The 15385-nt window shown below is 68.9% G+C and carries 14 protein-coding genes; 12 read left to right on the top strand and 2 right to left on the bottom strand.

What is annotated here, in order from left to right; genetic code table 11:
* Positions 1 to 21 precede the first annotated feature (21 nt).
* Positions 22 to 276, top strand: coding sequence for a DUF3039 domain-containing protein (locus AC0VYB_RS05265; protein WP_009374394.1), 255 nt, complete (start codon positions 22 to 24; stop codon positions 274 to 276).
* Positions 277 to 2061, top strand: a complete 1785-nt coding sequence (locus AC0VYB_RS05270; protein WP_009374395.1) for a DEAD/DEAH box helicase — start codon at positions 277 to 279, stop codon at positions 2059 to 2061.
* A 33-nt stretch (positions 2062 to 2094) separates the two neighbouring features.
* Here the strand turns inward: AC0VYB_RS05270 and AC0VYB_RS05275 are convergent, their stop codons facing one another.
* Complete coding sequence (locus AC0VYB_RS05275; protein WP_475385068.1) at positions 2095 to 3414, bottom strand: nicotinate phosphoribosyltransferase; 1320 nt, start codon at positions 3412 to 3414, stop codon at positions 2095 to 2097.
* Positions 3415 to 3466: 52 nt separating this feature from the next.
* Here AC0VYB_RS05275 and clpS point away from each other — a divergent pair, with 52 nt between their 5' ends.
* The 10 genes from clpS (at position 3467) to AC0VYB_RS05325 (ending at position 13283) form a co-directional block, all read left to right on the top strand.
* The gene (clpS, locus tag AC0VYB_RS05280; RefSeq protein WP_009374397.1) at positions 3467 to 3772 is read left to right on the top strand and encodes an ATP-dependent Clp protease adapter ClpS; all 306 of its coding nucleotides are present in this window, start codon (positions 3467 to 3469) and stop codon (positions 3770 to 3772) included.
* Between the two features lie 3 nt (positions 3773 to 3775).
* Positions 3776 to 4351, top strand: a complete 576-nt coding sequence (locus AC0VYB_RS05285) for a DUF2017 family protein (RefSeq protein WP_063250195.1) — start codon at positions 3776 to 3778, stop codon at positions 4349 to 4351.
* Complete coding sequence (locus tag AC0VYB_RS05290; RefSeq protein ID WP_009374399.1) at positions 4348 to 5169, top strand: MBL fold metallo-hydrolase; 822 nt, start codon at positions 4348 to 4350, stop codon at positions 5167 to 5169. Before AC0VYB_RS05285 ends, AC0VYB_RS05290 begins: the two co-directional genes overlap by 4 nt.
* 38 nt (positions 5170 to 5207) lie before the next feature.
* On the top strand, positions 5208 to 5933 hold the full coding sequence (gene rph, locus AC0VYB_RS05295) for a ribonuclease PH (protein ID WP_009374400.1): 726 nt from the start codon (positions 5208 to 5210) through the stop codon (positions 5931 to 5933).
* The gene (rdgB, locus tag AC0VYB_RS05300; RefSeq protein WP_095376782.1) at positions 5930 to 6535 is read left to right on the top strand and encodes an RdgB/HAM1 family non-canonical purine NTP pyrophosphatase; all 606 of its coding nucleotides are present in this window, start codon (positions 5930 to 5932) and stop codon (positions 6533 to 6535) included. Before rph ends, rdgB begins: the two co-directional genes overlap by 4 nt.
* A 167-nt stretch (positions 6536 to 6702) precedes the next feature.
* The gene (locus tag AC0VYB_RS05305) at positions 6703 to 8205 is read left to right on the top strand and encodes an ABC transporter substrate-binding protein (RefSeq protein ID WP_009374402.1); all 1503 of its coding nucleotides are present in this window, start codon (positions 6703 to 6705) and stop codon (positions 8203 to 8205) included.
* A 12-nt stretch (positions 8206 to 8217) separates the two neighbouring features.
* Complete coding sequence (locus tag AC0VYB_RS05310) at positions 8218 to 9165, top strand: ABC transporter permease (RefSeq protein ID WP_009374403.1); 948 nt, start codon at positions 8218 to 8220, stop codon at positions 9163 to 9165.
* A complete protein-coding gene (locus AC0VYB_RS05315) occupies positions 9162 to 10085 on the top strand; it encodes an ABC transporter permease (RefSeq protein ID WP_009374404.1) in 924 nt (307 codons plus the stop codon). Before AC0VYB_RS05310 ends, AC0VYB_RS05315 begins: the two co-directional genes overlap by 4 nt.
* A gap of 1 nt (position 10086) precedes the next feature.
* On the top strand, positions 10087 to 11832 hold the full coding sequence (locus AC0VYB_RS05320) for a dipeptide ABC transporter ATP-binding protein (RefSeq protein ID WP_009374405.1): 1746 nt from the start codon (positions 10087 to 10089) through the stop codon (positions 11830 to 11832).
* A 44-nt stretch (positions 11833 to 11876) separates the two neighbouring features.
* The gene (locus AC0VYB_RS05325) at positions 11877 to 13283 is read left to right on the top strand and encodes an amidase (protein ID WP_009374406.1); all 1407 of its coding nucleotides are present in this window, start codon (positions 11877 to 11879) and stop codon (positions 13281 to 13283) included.
* Positions 13284 to 13345: 62 nt separating this feature from the next.
* Here AC0VYB_RS05325 and AC0VYB_RS05330 read toward each other — a convergent pair whose 3' ends face one another.
* Positions 13346 to 15133: a hypothetical protein gene (locus tag AC0VYB_RS05330; RefSeq protein ID WP_179952589.1), complete on the bottom strand. Its 1788-nt coding sequence runs from the start codon at positions 15131 to 15133 to the stop codon at positions 13346 to 13348.
* Positions 15134 to 15385: the final 252 nt, after the last annotated feature.

Genomic DNA, 15385 nt, shown 5'->3' on the forward strand with positions numbered 1-15385 from the left:
CTAGGGAACTACAATGGAGCCATGACCTATCCATCTTCAGGCGGTTCAGCCACGATCGAGCGTGAGCAGACAGAGCAGCTCGTCGAACCGGGCGACCACGAGCGGTTCAGCCACTACGCTCCCAAGGACAAGATCATGGAATCCATGGTCACCGGGACGCCGCTCATCGCCCTGTGCGGAAAGGTGTGGGTCCCCACGAGGGATCCCGAGCGCTTCCCTGTCTGCCCGAAGTGCAAGGAGATCTTCGAATCGATGCCTGAAGGACCCAAGGAGTAGATGGCCGCGGAACGTCTCCCAGGGACCTCCGCCGCCGAACAGCTCTCACCGGCCTTCCCCGAGCGCGCCGCTTGGGGAACGGCCGGCAAACTGCGCGCGTGGCAGGCCGAGGCCCTCGAACTCTACTTCCGGGACCAGCCGAAGGACTTCCTCGCCGTCGCGACCCCCGGTGCGGGCAAGACGACCTTCGCCCTGCGCCTGGCCGCTGAGCTCCTCGCCCAGCGCGTCGTCAACCGCGTCACGGTCGTTGCCCCCACCGAGCACCTCAAAGTCCAGTGGGCGGACTCCGCTGCGCGCGTGGGCATCAAACTCGACCCGCACTTCAAGAACTCCCAGGGCAAGCACGCCCCCGGATTCCACGGTGTCGCCCTCACTTACGCCCAGGTCGCCGCGAAGCCGGTCCTCCACCACAACCGCACCGCAGCCGGGCGCACGCTCGTCATCCTCGACGAGGTCCACCACGCCGGTGACGCCCTGTCCTGGGGTGACGCGGTCCGCGAGGCCTTCGGTCCGGCCGTGCGCCGCCTGTCGCTGACGGGCACCCCGTTCCGCTCCGACACCTCGCCGATCCCGTTCGTCACCTACGCCCCCGACGCCGAGGGCATCCGCACCTCGGTCGCGGACTACTCCTACGGCTACGGCCGGGCACTCAAGGACTCCGTCGTCCGACCCGTCCTCTTCCTCGCCTACGCCGGTGCCATGTCGTGGCGGACGAAGGCCGGCGACGAGATGTCCCACGTCCTCGGCGAGGAGACGACGAAGGACATCAACTCCCAGGCCTGGCGCACCGCCCTCGACCCGGCCGGCGACTGGATCCCCGCCGTGCTCAAAGCCGCGGACATGCGTCTGACCGAGGTCCGGCGCACGGTCCCCGACGCCGGTGGTCTCGTCATCGCCACTGACCAGGATGCGGCCCGCGCCTACGCGAAGGTGCTGCGCGAGCTCACCGGGGAGAAGCCCACCGTCGTCCTCTCCGACGAAGCCGGGGCCTCGGCGCGCATCGAGGAGTTCCAGAACTCGACCGACCGCTGGATGGTGGCCGTGCGCATGGTCTCCGAGGGCGTCGACGTCCCCCGTCTGTGCGTCGGCGTCTACGCGACCTCGTCCTCGACGCCCCTCTTCTTCGCCCAGGCCATCGGACGCTTCGTCCGCGCCCGCAAACGCGGAGAGACCGCGTCCGTGTTCCTCCCCTCGGTGCCGATCCTCCTGGCGCTCGCGAACTCGATGGAGGTCGAACGCGACCACGCCCTCGACCGGCCGCGCAACGAGGATGAGAACGATGTCGTCGTCTTCGACGATCAGGCCCTCGAGCAGGCCAACCGCAGCGAGGGCGCCTCCGACCAGCTCGGCTCCTTCGAGGCGCTCGGTGCCGAGGCGCTGTTCGACCGGGTGCTCTACGACGGCGGCGAGTTCGGCACCGGTGGAGCGATCGGCTCCGAGGACGAACTCGACTTCATCGGCATCCCCGGCCTCCTCGAACCCGAACAGGTCCACGAACTCCTGCGCACCCAGCAGGCCAAGCAGGCCCAGCGCAAGACCGCCGCCGCACCGCCTCCTGCCGCCGAGGTCCACACGAGCGAACTCGAGCATCGGGCGATGAAGGAGGAGCGCAACCAGCTCCAGAGCCTCGTCGGCGCCTGGTCACGGCGCACCGGCACCCCGCACAAGACCGTCCACGTCGAACTCCGCAAGGCGTGCGGAGGACCTGCGGTGGCCCAGGCCACCCGTGAGCAGATCCAGGCGCGGATCAAGAAGCTCCAGGGCTGGTTCGTCGGCCAGAAATGACCGGGCCGGGGTAGGACTCAGCCGGGGTGGGCCTCAGCCGGAGTAGAACACCGTCGGGATCGCCGGCTCCCCGTCCTGGAGGCGCCTGGCCGACCGCGGCAGCTCCGCCAGGGACTCGTCATGGCGGGCACACGCCTTCTTCACTCCGCCGGCCCCCGTGAACGACCGGTCGATCTCCCCGCCCACGACGAGGTCGACCGACAGGTGCCGTCCGTCGTCGAGGTCATCGGGCAGGTCGGGGATGCCGACGGCCTCTTCGACGGCGATCGCACCGTCGATGAGGCGCCTGGCCTCCTTGTGTCCGCCCCGGGAGGGCTTGCCCGTCGAGTTCTTCGCCACCGCCGTCCACGTCCCCGATTCGTCGGCGCGCGCGACGAGCTTGTAGACGAGCCCCGCCGCCGGTGCGCCCGAGCCGGTGACGACGCGAGTGCCGACGCCGTAGGCGTCGACGGGGGAGGCGGCGAGCGCTGCGATCGCGTACTCGTCGAGGTCGCTGGTGACCGTGATCGTCGTGTCCTTCGCGCCGAGGCGGTCGAGGCCCGCCCTGACCTCGCTCGCCTGTTCGATGAGGTCGCCCGAGTCGATGCGCACCCCGCCGAGGCGGGGGCCGGCGAGTTCGATCGCCGTCTTGAGCGCCTCCTCGACGTCGTAGGTGTCGAGCAGGAGGGTCGTATCGGTGCCGAGCGACTCGAGCTGCGCGGCGAAGGCTTCGCGCTCCGAGTCGTGGAGGAGGGTGAACGAATGCGCCGAGGTCCCGATCGTCGGCAGTCCGTACCGCAGTCCCGCAGCGAGGTTCGACGTCGAGGAGAAGCCGCCGATGACCGCGGCCCTGGCCGCCGCCACTGCCGCATGCTCGTTCGTGCGACGCCCGCCCATCTCCGCCACCGGTCGGTCGCCGGCGGCCTGCGCCATCCGGGACGCCGCCGAGGCGACCGCGCAGTCGTAGTTGAGCGCGGAGAGGATGAGCGTCTCGAGGATGACACCCTCGGCGAAGCTCGACTCGATGGTGAGCAGCGGGGAGCCCGGGAAGTAGATCTCGCCCTCGGCGTAGCCCCGGATCGTTCCCGATAAGCGGTAGTTCGCCAGCCAGTCGATCGTCGCGGCATCGACGATGCGCTCACGGCTGAGGAACGCAAGCTCCTCCTCGTCGAAGCGGAAGTCCTCGAGCATCTCGAGGATGCGTCCCGTACCTGCGACGACGCCGTAACGGCGTCCGGCGGGAAGGCTGCGACCGAAGACCTCGAAGAGGCTGGGCCGGTGAGCAGCGCCCGATCTCAAGGCGGCCTGCACCATCGTCAGCTCGTACTGATCGGTGAAGAACGCAGTGGAATCGGTGCGTGTGAGATCACTCATAGGCGTGATCTTACGTCACGACAGCATCACGGATCTGCCGTATTGTGGAAACGTGAGCAATCCAACGACCCCTGTTCTGGAGCCGGACGTCGGCGTCCGCACCGCCGTGGATCCGGCCAGGCCGTGGAGGACCGTCGTCTTCAACGACCCGGTCAATCTCATGAGCTATGTCAGCTACGTCTTCCAGTCCTACTTCGGGTACTCCGCGGAGAAGGCTCACCGGCTCATGCTCGAAGTCCACGAGAAGGGCCGCTCCGTCGTCGCCACCGGGGGACGCGAGGAGATGGAGCGCGACACCCAGGCGATGCACGAATACGGACTGTGGGCCGCGTGCCAACCAGAATCAGGATCAGACTGAGGCATGGCAGCCATCGACGCTCGTGGGGACGACGTCGTCCTCAGACTCGAGGACAACGAACGCTCACTCATGCTCACGGTCTTCACCGACCTCGCCGCCCTCCTCGCCGAGGATGAGGGGGAGGACGGTCGTCCCGATTCGGAGAACTGGGAAGCCAGGCTCGGCCTCGTCGAGCGCCCTCGCCCCGACGATCCGGCGCTGCTGCGGCTCTTCCCCGATGTCGACCCCCTCGACGACGAACGCTCGCAGGAGTTCCGGCGGCTCACCGAGTTCGACCTCGCCCAGGCGAAGGCGCACAACATCCGCATCATCGTCGCCGGACTGAGGCGAGGAGCGGCGATCACGCTCAGCCATGACGAGGTGCTCGCGTGGATGAAGGGCCTCAACGACCTTCGGCTCGTCCTCGCCGTCCGCCTCGGCATCGACACCGAGGAGGCGCAGGAGGAGAAGTACGCCCACCGCGACCAGCTCGACGAGTCCGAAGAGCTCACCCTGACCCTGTACGACTTCCTGACCTGGATTCAAGACCGACTGACGATGACCTTGCTCGCGCAGATGCAAGGGGATGACGACGAATGAAACTCACCGCCCTCGGCACCGCCGGCTCCTTCCCCGGCCCCGGTTCCTCCGCCAGCTGCTACCTCGTCGAGACCGAGGAGGAGAAGCCGACCCGCATCGTCCTCGACTTGGGCTCCGGAGCGCTCAGCCCTCTGCAGCGAGCAGTCGACCTCGACTCGATCACCGCTGTCGTGCTCAGCCACCTCCACCCCGACCACTGCATGGACATGCTCGGGTTCTACGTCCGCCACAGCTACGACCCGCGCTTCTTCTCCGGAGACGTCACGGACACCGGCACGATCCGCACCCGCACCGCCGTCTACGCCCCGGCCGGAGCAGAGGAGCGACTCACCCGCGCCTATCACACGGATCCCGGAAAGGCCCCGTCCGCCGACGGCTGCGAAGACACGGACTTCTCCCGCGCGTTCGAGTTCATCGACCTCGACGACCGATCGGTCTGGCAGATCGGGTCGCTGACCATCGAGACCTTCCTCGTCGACCATCCCGTCGAGACCTACGCGGTGCGGATCACGGACGCGACCGGATCCGTCATCGCCTACTCGGCTGACACGGACGAGTGCGCCAACCTCGTCGAAGCCGCCCGCGGGGCCGACCTCTTCCTCTGCGAGGCCGCGTTCCAGGAGGGCAGGGACTCCGCCCGCGGAGTCCACCTCACCGGCAAGCGCGCGGGCCGTGTGGCCACCGATGCCGACGTCCGCTCCCTCGTGCTCACGCACATCCCCGTCTGGACGGACTGCACGATCGTGCGCGGAGAGGCCGCGGGGGAGTACCGCGGCCCCATCGAACTCGCGAAACCCGAAGCCTGGTGGAGCGTGTGAGCCCCACCGCAACCGAGACCGAGACAGGAAAGAGGACCATGGCGCGCGCAGACGGACGAGGAGCTGATGAGCTCCGCGAGGTGAAGATCACCCGGAACTGGATCACCACCGCCGAGGGCTCGGCCCTCATCGAGTTCGGCAACACGCGCGTGCTCTGCGCGGCGTCCCTGACCGAAGGCGTCCCCCGGTGGCTCAAGGGGCAGGGCCGCGGATGGGTGACCGCCGAGTACGCGATGCTCCCGCGCGCCACCGACTCCCGGAGCACCCGTGAGTCCGTCAAGGGCAAGCTCGGCGGGCGCACCCATGAGATCTCCCGCCTCATCGGGCGCAGCCTGCGAGCGGTCATCGACATGACGAAGCTCGGGGAGAACACCCTCGTCCTCGACTGCGACGTCCTCCAGGCCGACGGCGGGACCCGCACCGCCTCGATCACCGGTGCCTACGTCGCCATGGCCGACGCGATCGACAAGGGCCGCTCGTCCGGACTCATTCCCGCCGCCCACCAGCCGCTGACCGATTCGGTCGCTGCGATCAGCGTCGGCATCGTCGACGGTCAGCCCCTCCTCGACCTGCCCTACGTCGAGGACTCGACCGCCGAGACCGACATGAACGTCGTCATGACCGGCTCCGGGAAGTTCGTCGAGGTCCAGGGCACTGCCGAAGGTGCGCCGTTCGACCGCGACGAGCTCTCCTCGCTGCTCGACCTCGCCGCGAAGGGCTGCGCCGACCTCACCGAGCTTCAGCGCGAGGCGCTGGGACGATGACGACCTTCGTCCTCGCCACCCACAACGAGAAGAAGAAGCGCGAGCTCCTCGCGATCCTCCTCCCTGTCCTCGGTGAGGGCACGGAGGTCCGCACCGCCGCCGAGGCGGGGCTCGGGGACATCCCGGAGACCGGGGTGACGTTCGCCGAGAACGCGCTCATCAAGGCCCATGCCGCCGCGGCGGCCACCGGGCTGACCGCGATCGCCGACGACTCCGGGATCGCCGTCGACGTCCTCGGCGGGGCACCGGGGATCTTCTCCGCCCGATGGGCAGGACGCCACGGCGACGACCAGGCGAACCTCGAGCTGCTGCTGTCCCAGCTGCGCGACATCGACGCCGCACACCGGGGAGCGCAGTTCCGCTGCGCCGCTGCGGCCGTCACCCCTGACGGGCGCGAGTTCGTCGCCGAGGGTGCGATGCCCGGCCACCTCGCCACCGCACCGCGTGGGGACGGCGGCTTCGGCTACGATCCCATCTTCATCCCCGAGGGCTCGGAGAAGAGCGCGGCCGAGATGACCCCGGAGGAGAAGAACGCGCGCTCGCATCGGCGCATCGCCTTCGACGGCCTCGCCGGCATCCTCGCCGAGCAGACGGGACTCTGAGACCGCCTCCCGCCTCGGCGACCGCAGGCCGCTGACCCGGCAGCCGCCCCGAGGACCGGGCCCCGTTCCCGGTGAGCGGCCCGGGATGTGACACGGGACACATTCGCGCCCTGCCGTGTCGGTTAGACTGAGCGAGCCGATCGGCGTCCCGAACTACGAGGTGAACCATGAAGTCTCCGCGCACCGCCCTCTGGGTCGCAGCCGCCGCTGCCCTCACCCTCGTCCTCTCCGCGTGCTCGGCGGGCGCCTCCGATCCCGGATCGGACGAGCAGCGCGATTCGATGGCGATCGCCTTCACCGCCGAACCGGTCAACCTCGACTTCACCTCGACCTCGGGGGTCGCGATCCCCGAGGCCCTCATGGAGAACGTCTACGAGTCCCTCGTCCGCCTCGACGAATCCGGTGAGATCCAACCGGCACTCGCCGAGGACTGGACGGTGTCCGAAGATCGGAAGACGTACACCTTCACCCTCCGCGAGGGAGTGAAGTTCTCCAACGGAGCAGACCTCACCAGCGAGGACGTCAAGTTCTCCTACGAGCGAGCGAAGAACGAGTGGACGAATGCGCTCGGGGCGAAGATGGACGTCGTCGACTCGATCGCCACTCCCGACGACTCCACGGTCGAGATCACGCTGGCCACACCGTCGAACCAGTGGCTGTTCAACCTCACGACACTCATCGGGGCCGTCTTCGACACCGAGGGCACCGAGGACCTCGCGAACGAGGCGATCGGCACGGGACCGTACGCGATCGAGAAGTTCACGCGCGGGCAGTCGATCGACTTCGTCGCGCGCGACGACTACTGGGGCGAGGCCCCGGCGGTGAAGAACGTCGAGTTCAAGTACTTCACGGACGCCGTCTCCGCCGCGAACGCCCTGAAGTCCGGCGAGATCGACGTCGTCTCCAACCTCCAGGCCCCGGAACTCGCCGGGGACTTCCAGAGCGCGGACTACCAGATCATTTCGGGCACGACGAACGGCGAGGTCGTGCTGACGATGAACAACGCCGACGGGATCTTCAAGGACAAGCGCGCCCGTGAAGCGGTGATGTACGCGATCGACCGCAAAGCCGTGCTCGACACCGCATGGGCCGGATACGGAGAACTCATCGGATCGATGGTCCCGCCGACCGACCCCTACTACGAGGATCTCACCGGGGTGTGGCCCTACGACCCCAAGAAGGCGAAGCAGCTCATCGACGACGCCGGGCTCACCGGCGAGGAGTTCACCTTCACCGTGCCCAACCTGCCGTACGCGAAGGCGATCTCCGAGATCGTGTCCTCGCAGCTGAGCGAGGTCGGTCTCACCGCGAAGATCGAGACGCAGGAGTTCCCCGCAGTGTGGTTGGACAAGACCTTCACGAAGCACGAGTACGACATGTCGGTGATCAACCACGCCGAACCCCGCGACATCCTCACCGTCTTCTCCTCCGACTACTACACCGGCTACGACGATGCGAAGATCAGGGAGCTCGCGGAGAAGGCCGACACGGGCACCGAGGAGGAGTACATCTCCGGGATGAAGGACATCGCGCGCACGATCACCGAGGACGCGGCCGCCGACTTCCTCTTCCTCTTCCCCAACCTCGTCGTCGCCAAGGCCGATGTCGCAGGCATCCCCGTCAACCGCGTCTCGGATGCCTTCCGCATCGCCGACCTCAGCTGGAACTGACCTGTCCCGACCATGATCGCCTACGTCCTCGGTCGGCTCGTCCAGTTCCTCCTCTCCCTCCTCGTCGCCTCGGTGGCGGTGTTCGCCCTCATGAGCGTCCTGCCGGGCAATGCGGCGCAGGTGGCCCTGGGGACGAACGCCACCGCTGAGGCGGTGGCGGAGCTCGAGTCCCGCTATGGCCTCGATGAGCCGGCGCTCGTGCGCTACCTCGACTGGCTCGGCGGGATGGTCCGCGGGGACTTCGGAACGTCCTACGTCACCGGCGCCCCGATCACCCCGGTCATCGTCGACAGCGTCCAAGTCACCGCGATCCTCGTCGTCGCGGCGATCATCGTCGCCGTGCTCATCGCCGTGCCGCTGGGCACCTTCGCCGCCCTCGAGCAGCGCAGCTGGGTGGGGGCGACGATCTCGGCGCTCAGCCAGATCGGGATCGCGATCCCCAGCTTCCTCGCCGCGATCCTCCTCGTCATGGTCTTCTCCCTCACCCTCGGGTGGTTCCCCTCCCAGGGGTGGATGGCGCCGATCGAAGGCGTCGGCGGCTTCCTCGCCCGCCTCGTCCTCCCCGTCGTCTCCCTCGCCCTCGTCCAGGCGGCGATCCTCACCCGCTACGTCCGCTCCGCCGTCCTCGACGTCATGCGCGAGGACTACATCCGCACCGCCCGGGCGAAGGGGCTGACCCGGACCCGGGCGCTGTTCCGGCACGGACTGCGCAATGCGGCGATCCCGGTTATCACCGTCGCCGGGGTCCAGCTCGCGACCCTGCTCGTCGGCGCCGTCGTCATCGAACAGATCTTCGTCCTCCCCGGCATCGGCTCCGAGCTCGTGCGAGCCGTATCCAACCGCGACCTCGTCACCGTCCAGGGCATCGTCATGGTCCTCATCGTGCTCGTGCTCCTCATCAACTTCGTCGTCGACCTCCTCTACCCGGTCGTCGATCCGCGACTGAGGGCTGCCGCATGAGCGCGACGAACCCACGCGACCGCGTCCACGCCGACGGCCTCCCGGCCGCCGAGCATGTCGTCGGTGCCCGCGGCCGGGGACGGCGTCCGCGCAGACGTGTCGGAGCGCCGATGATCATCGGTGCTGTCCTCGTCGCCCTCGTCGTCCTCCTCGCCCTCGTCTCCTTCGTCTGGACACCCTACGATCCCGCTGCCGTCGACCCGGCAGCCCGGCTGCAGGCGGGCAGCCCTGCCCATCCCCTCGGCACCGACCGCTTCGGCCGGGACACCCTTACGTGGATCATGTACGGCGCACGGATCACACTCATGGTCGGCGTCGTCGCCGTCGGCATCGCCCTGCTCATCGGCACCCCGATCGGGATCCTCGCCGCGGTCTTCGCCCAGTACCCGTGGGGTCAGTGGCTGGGCGCCCTGATCATGCGCGCCAACGACATCCTCCTCGCCTTCCCTGCCCTTCTGCTCGCCATCATCTTCGCCGCCGTCTACCAGCCGGGGACGGGCCCGGCGATGGTCGCCGTCGGCATCGCCTCCATCCCCGGGTTCGCCCGTGTCGCCCGGTCGGGGACGATGCAGGTGCTCGGCTCCGAGTACGTCCGGGCCGCCCGCGCCGCGAACCGGGGCACCGCCGCGATCGCCGTCGTCCACGTCCTGCCGAACATCGCCGGCATGGTCATCGTCCAGGCGTCGGTGACGTTCGCGATCTCCGTCCTCGCCGAGGCGGGGCTCTCCTTCCTCGGCCTCGGCACCCAGGCGCCGGTGCCCTCGTGGGGGCGGATGCTCCAGGAGTCCCAGCAGTTCCTCGCCACCCGTCCCGAACTCGCGCTGTGGCCGGGCCTGGCCATCGCGGTGGCCGTCCTCGGCTTCAACCTCCTCGGCGACGGACTCCGCGACCGCTTCGACCCGAAGATGGAGGTGCGCTGAGATGACCGAGACCCTCGTCGACGTCACCGACCTCACGATCACCCCGGCCGGAAGCGGGGAACCGGTCCTCGACTCCGTCTCTCTCCGGCTGGTCCCGGGGGAGCGGGTCGGGCTCATCGGCGAATCGGGGTCGGGGAAGTCCCTGACCGCGGCCTCGATCATGGGACTGCTTCCCGACGAACTCCACGCGACGGGGACGATCCGCCTCGCCGGCTTCGACGGCGACGTCCTCACCGCGAGCGAGAAGCGGCTGGCCCGCATGCGCGCGGATCTCGTGTCGATGGTCTTCCAGGAGCCGATGAGCGCGCTCAACCCGCTCATGCGGGTCGGCGACCAGATCGCCGAGGCGCTGCGCCTCCACGGCGGCGTCCCCCGCGCGCAGGTCCCCGGACGGGTGCTCGAACTCCTCCGCGACGTGCGGATGCCCGCTCCCGAGAGCGCCCGCCTGGCCTACCCGCACCAGCTCTCCGGAGGGCAACGGCAGCGGGTCATGCTCGCGATCGCCCTCGCCAACGCCCCGCGGCTGCTCATCTGCGACGAACCGACGACCGCCCTCGACGTCACGGTGCAGAAGCAGATGCTCGACCTCATCGCCGAAAGGGTCGACGCCGTCGGGGCGGGGCTGCTCTTCATCACCCACGACCTCGCCGTCGTCGCGGGACTGTGCGACCGGGTCATCGTCATGTACCAGGGCCGCATCGTCGAGACCGGCACGGTCGAAGAGATCTTCACCGACCCGCAGCACCCCTACACCCGGGGCCTGCTCGCCTCCTCCGATCTCGACGCCACCGACGCCGACGGGCACCTCTTCACCCTGCGCACGGCACTCGACTACACGGGGCCGGGCGAAGACCCATCGGGGACGCCGGCCGGGAAGGCGACGACCGCCTCGGCGGCAGAGGAGGGCCTTGCGGACCCGCCGGGCCACGGCCCTTCGCCGCGCGGACGGGATGCATCGCCTCTCATCGAGGTCGCCGACGTCTCGAAGCTCTACCGATCCGGGGGACTGCTGCGGCGGCGGGCTCCGGTGCGCGCACTCGACGGGGTCGGCTTCACGGTGGCACGGGGCCAGCGGCTCGGGATCGTCGGCGAATCGGGGTCGGGGAAGTCGACGCTGCTCAACATCCTCTCCGGTCTCGACCGACCGACGAGCGGCCATGTCCGCGTCGGCGACATCGCCGTCGAGTCGGCGTCCGCCTCGGCGCTGCGCCGTCTGCGCGAGGACCTCCAGATCGTCTTCCAGGATCCCTTCGCCTCCCTCGACCCGCGGATGCGGGTCGAGGACATCGTCGCCGAACCGCTCATCGCCAAGGGCATCGGACGCGACGAGCGCCTCGCCGAGGTCGAGGCGATGCTCGCCGCAGTCGACCTCGACACCGCAGCGATGCGGCGCTACCCCCACCAGTTCTCCGGCGGACAGCGGCAGCGGATCTCGATCGCGCGGGCACTGGTCACCCGGCCCCAGATCCTCGTCGCCGACGAGCCCGTCTCCGCCCTCGACGTCTCCGTCCGGGCGCAGGTGCTCAACCTCCTCACCGACCTCGTCGACGACTACGCCCTCACCCTGCTCTTCGTCTCCCACGACCTCGGCGTGGTCAGGCATCTGTGCTCCGATGTCATCGTCATGAAGGACGGATGCATCGTCGAGGCGGGGACGACCGAGCAGGTCTACACCGCACCCCGAGAGGAGTACACGGCGAGCCTCATCGCCGCGACCCCGACCCTGGCCGCCGCGCTCACCGGCTGAGCCGAGACGCCGACCCGAGACCCACGACGAAGGAGAAGAGGACGATGACGGCTCTGTCCGATCTGACCGCAGCGCAGATGGCCGCGGGATACGCCGAGGGGGAGTTCTCCCCGCTCGAGGTGCTCGCGAGCGTGCAGTCGCGGATGGACGCATGCGAACCCGTCATCAACGCCCTCCACCACCGTGACGACGAGCGCTCCCGTGAGGCCGCCGAAGCGAGCGCCCGCCGCTTCGCGGCCGGGGCTCCACTCGGACCCCTCGACGGGGTGCCGGTGACGATCAAGGAGAACATCGCGCGCAGGGGAGTGCCGATGCCGTCGGGCCATGCGTGGCTCGACGTGCCACTCGCCGACCACGATGCGCCGATCACCGAGAGGCTCACCGAGGCCGGGGCCGTCATCGTCGGATCGACGACGATGCCCGATTGGGGCATGCTCTCCTCGGGGGTCTCCTCGCTCCACGGCATCACCCGGTCCCCGCTCGACCCGAGCCTGACGACGGGCGGATCGAGCGCCGGTGCCGGTGCCGCGGCCGCGGCCGGCTACGGGCCCATCCACATCGGCTCCGACATCGGAGGATCGATCCGCCTGCCGTGCACCTGGCTCGGCCTCGCCGGCCTCAAGCCGAGTTTCGGACGGGTCCCGCTCGACGCCCCCTACATGGGACGCTGCGCGGGCCCGATGGCGCGCACCATGGCCGACGTCGCCGCGGCGATGACCGTCATCTCCGCCCCCGACGACCGTGACTGGACGCGGCTTCCCGCCGGCGCCGCCGATGGTGCCGATGCGTCATCGTCGCCGTTCGATCCTGCGGGCCTGCGCATCGGCCTCCACCTCGACGCCGGGTGCGGGGTCCCTGCGACGTCGGAGACGACCGACGCGATCGCCGAGGCGGCCGCGGCATTCCGCACCGCCGGAGCCGAGATCGTGCCCGTCGCCCCCTTCATCGACGACGGTCTGCTCGCCGACATGGACCTGTTCTGGCGGGTCCGGTCGTGGAACGACCTCCGGGCGCTCCCGTTCGCCGAACAGCAGCTCATCCTGCCCTACATCCGGGAGTGGGCCCAGGGCGGGGCCGACGTCACGGGTTCGCGCCTCATGGAGTGCTACCACAGCGTGCAGGAGATCCGACGGCGCACCGTCGCTGCGACGGGCGACCTCGACCTCGTCCTCTCCCCGGTGGCCCCGGACGCGGCGTTCGCAGCCGAACAGCCGATGCCCTACCCCGATGCCACCGCGCCCATGGGGCACATCGGGTTCACGATGCCCTACAACATGTCGGAGCAGCCGGCGGCGACCGTGCTCGCGGGATTCACCGGCGACGGGCGGACGATCGGCGTGCAGATCTCCGGGCGCCGCTTCGCCGACGACCTCGTCATCGCCGCTGGCCGGTGGTTCGAAGCCGCCGCCGCCGTCCCCCTGCCGCGGCGCGCAGTCCTCGACGGAGCCTGAGCGAGACGAGAATCGCCGGGACTCCGACAGGAGTCCCGGCGATCACCGTCGGAGGGAGAGCGTCAGAAGTCGAAGAACTCGACGGAGAGCTTGTCGCCCTCGATCGTCACACTTCCCGACACCGACAGCGGATTCCCGTTCGAGAAGTACGAGGAGCCGCGCTGCTTTCCGTCGACGCTGAAGTCGAAGCTGCCGTTCTTCTCGGTGAAGAACGACCCCGTGTTGGTGTCACCGACCCCGAAGGAGGCCTTGACGTCGGGCATCTCCTTGATGTTCCACTTCGCGGTGTTCTTCTTCGCGAGCTCATCGAGCTTCTTGTCCGTGCCGCCGACCGGGATCTGCGTGGGATCGAACTTGATGAACTTGCACTTGGGCTTGATGTCCTTGTTGTCGAAGCACTTCTCGAGCTCGGCATCGACCTGCTTCTGGACCTCCTTCTCGAAGTCCGGGGTCGGGGCGAGATCGAGGTTGAGCGTGAGCGGTGAAACCTGCTCGCCGCTCGGCTGATCACCCGGGGCATAGGCCTGCGGGAAGTTCGCCGCAGCGGTGTCCGAGGCCTCGGAGACCCACTTGCTCGCAGGGATCGCGAACTCGTACTTGCCCGGGTAGACGGCGAAGGCCGTCGTGCCCGCCTGCGCCTTGTAGTCGGTGCCGTTGATCGTCAGTCCGTCAGCGGCGGGGACGTCGAGGGAGATGACGTGGAGCGCGGGCCCGGTCAGCGCCCACTTGTCGAAGAAGAGGTTCTGCTTGCCGTCCTTCTTCGCGGTGAGATCGACGTTGTAGTTCGCTCCGTCGAGCGTGTAGCTGACGGTGACTTTGCCGTTGTCACCGTCGACGTTCGAGGATTCGACCTTCGCGTTCTTGATCTTCGCCGGCGACGACTCGGTGAAGTTCGTCGACAGCAGGTCGAGGTTCGTGCCCTCAGGACGCGGGGACGGGGCGATCTTCTCCGCAGCGGCGAAGTCACCCTTGTTCAGCGCCGCGACGTAGTCCTCGGCAACCGAGTCCGGTCCGTAGTTGTTCTTGTTCACCGAGTTGACGACGAGAACACCGACGAGGACGAGCACGAGGACGAGGACGACGGCACCGAGGGCGATGAAGAGCGGCAGCTTCCCCTTCTTCTTCGGTGCCCGGGACTCTGCCCGGGTCGTCGCTGCGGTCGAACCGGCGAAACCGGGGGCCGGTGCCGGCTGCGGGAGGGCCTGGGACGACCCGGGTCCCGAACCCGTCCGCTGCCCCGAACCGGTCTGCTGCGGTCCGCTCTGGTAGGGGTCGGACTGGTTCTGGTACGGACCCGCCGGGTTCCGGTACCCGCCGTTCTGCTCCGGTACGGCGGGGTAGCGGCTCGTGCCCTGTTCGTTCGAATAACCGCCGGGGCCGCCCTGCTGAGGGCCGCCCTGCTGAGGACCGTTCTGCCCCGGACCGCCGAACTGGGGGCCGGGTGCGCCGTACTGCGGGCCGCCGGGCTGCGATCCACCTTGGTCGGGTCCGCCGTACTGGGGTGCGCCGGGCTGCGATGGGGACCCGCCGAAATGCGGTGCCGACTGAGGACCCTGCTCATTGCGCGATCCCGACCACTGCGAGCCGTTGTCGGCACCGGGGCCCTGCCCCTGCGGGCCTCCGGCGCCCGGGCCCGACGGAGCGCCGCTTTCGACGCGCGGCTGGGGAGTGGTCGCAGCGCCGTCCGAAGTCTGCTGCGATCCGGGACCTCTGCCCTGGTCAGCGGCCCCGAACGGGGGAGCGTCGGAGCCGAACGACGTCTCGTCGGCTTCCTTCGCCGCGGTGTTCTGCGCATCACGATCCGCCGCGGGTTCCCGCGCATCACGGTCCGAGGAGAACGGGCTCGGCATCGCGACCGTCTCCTCACCTGCGGACGCTCGGTTCGGACCGCTTCCCGAACCCGTCACGCCCGTACTGCCCTCGCCGGTCGACGCGTCCGTGTTCCGGTGGGGAGGATCGTTCGGTGGGGGCGGAACATTCTGTTCGTCGTTCCCGTTGCTCATCGCAGTCTGCTTCCTTAACTTCCGACACGCGCGTTCTGGCGCAATTGTACGTCCCGGACGTGGGAATCGCGTGGTCAATACCGCAATGTGCGCTTGCCG

The sequence above is a fragment of the Brevibacterium sp. Z349TD_9 genome, from assembly GCF_056173565.1.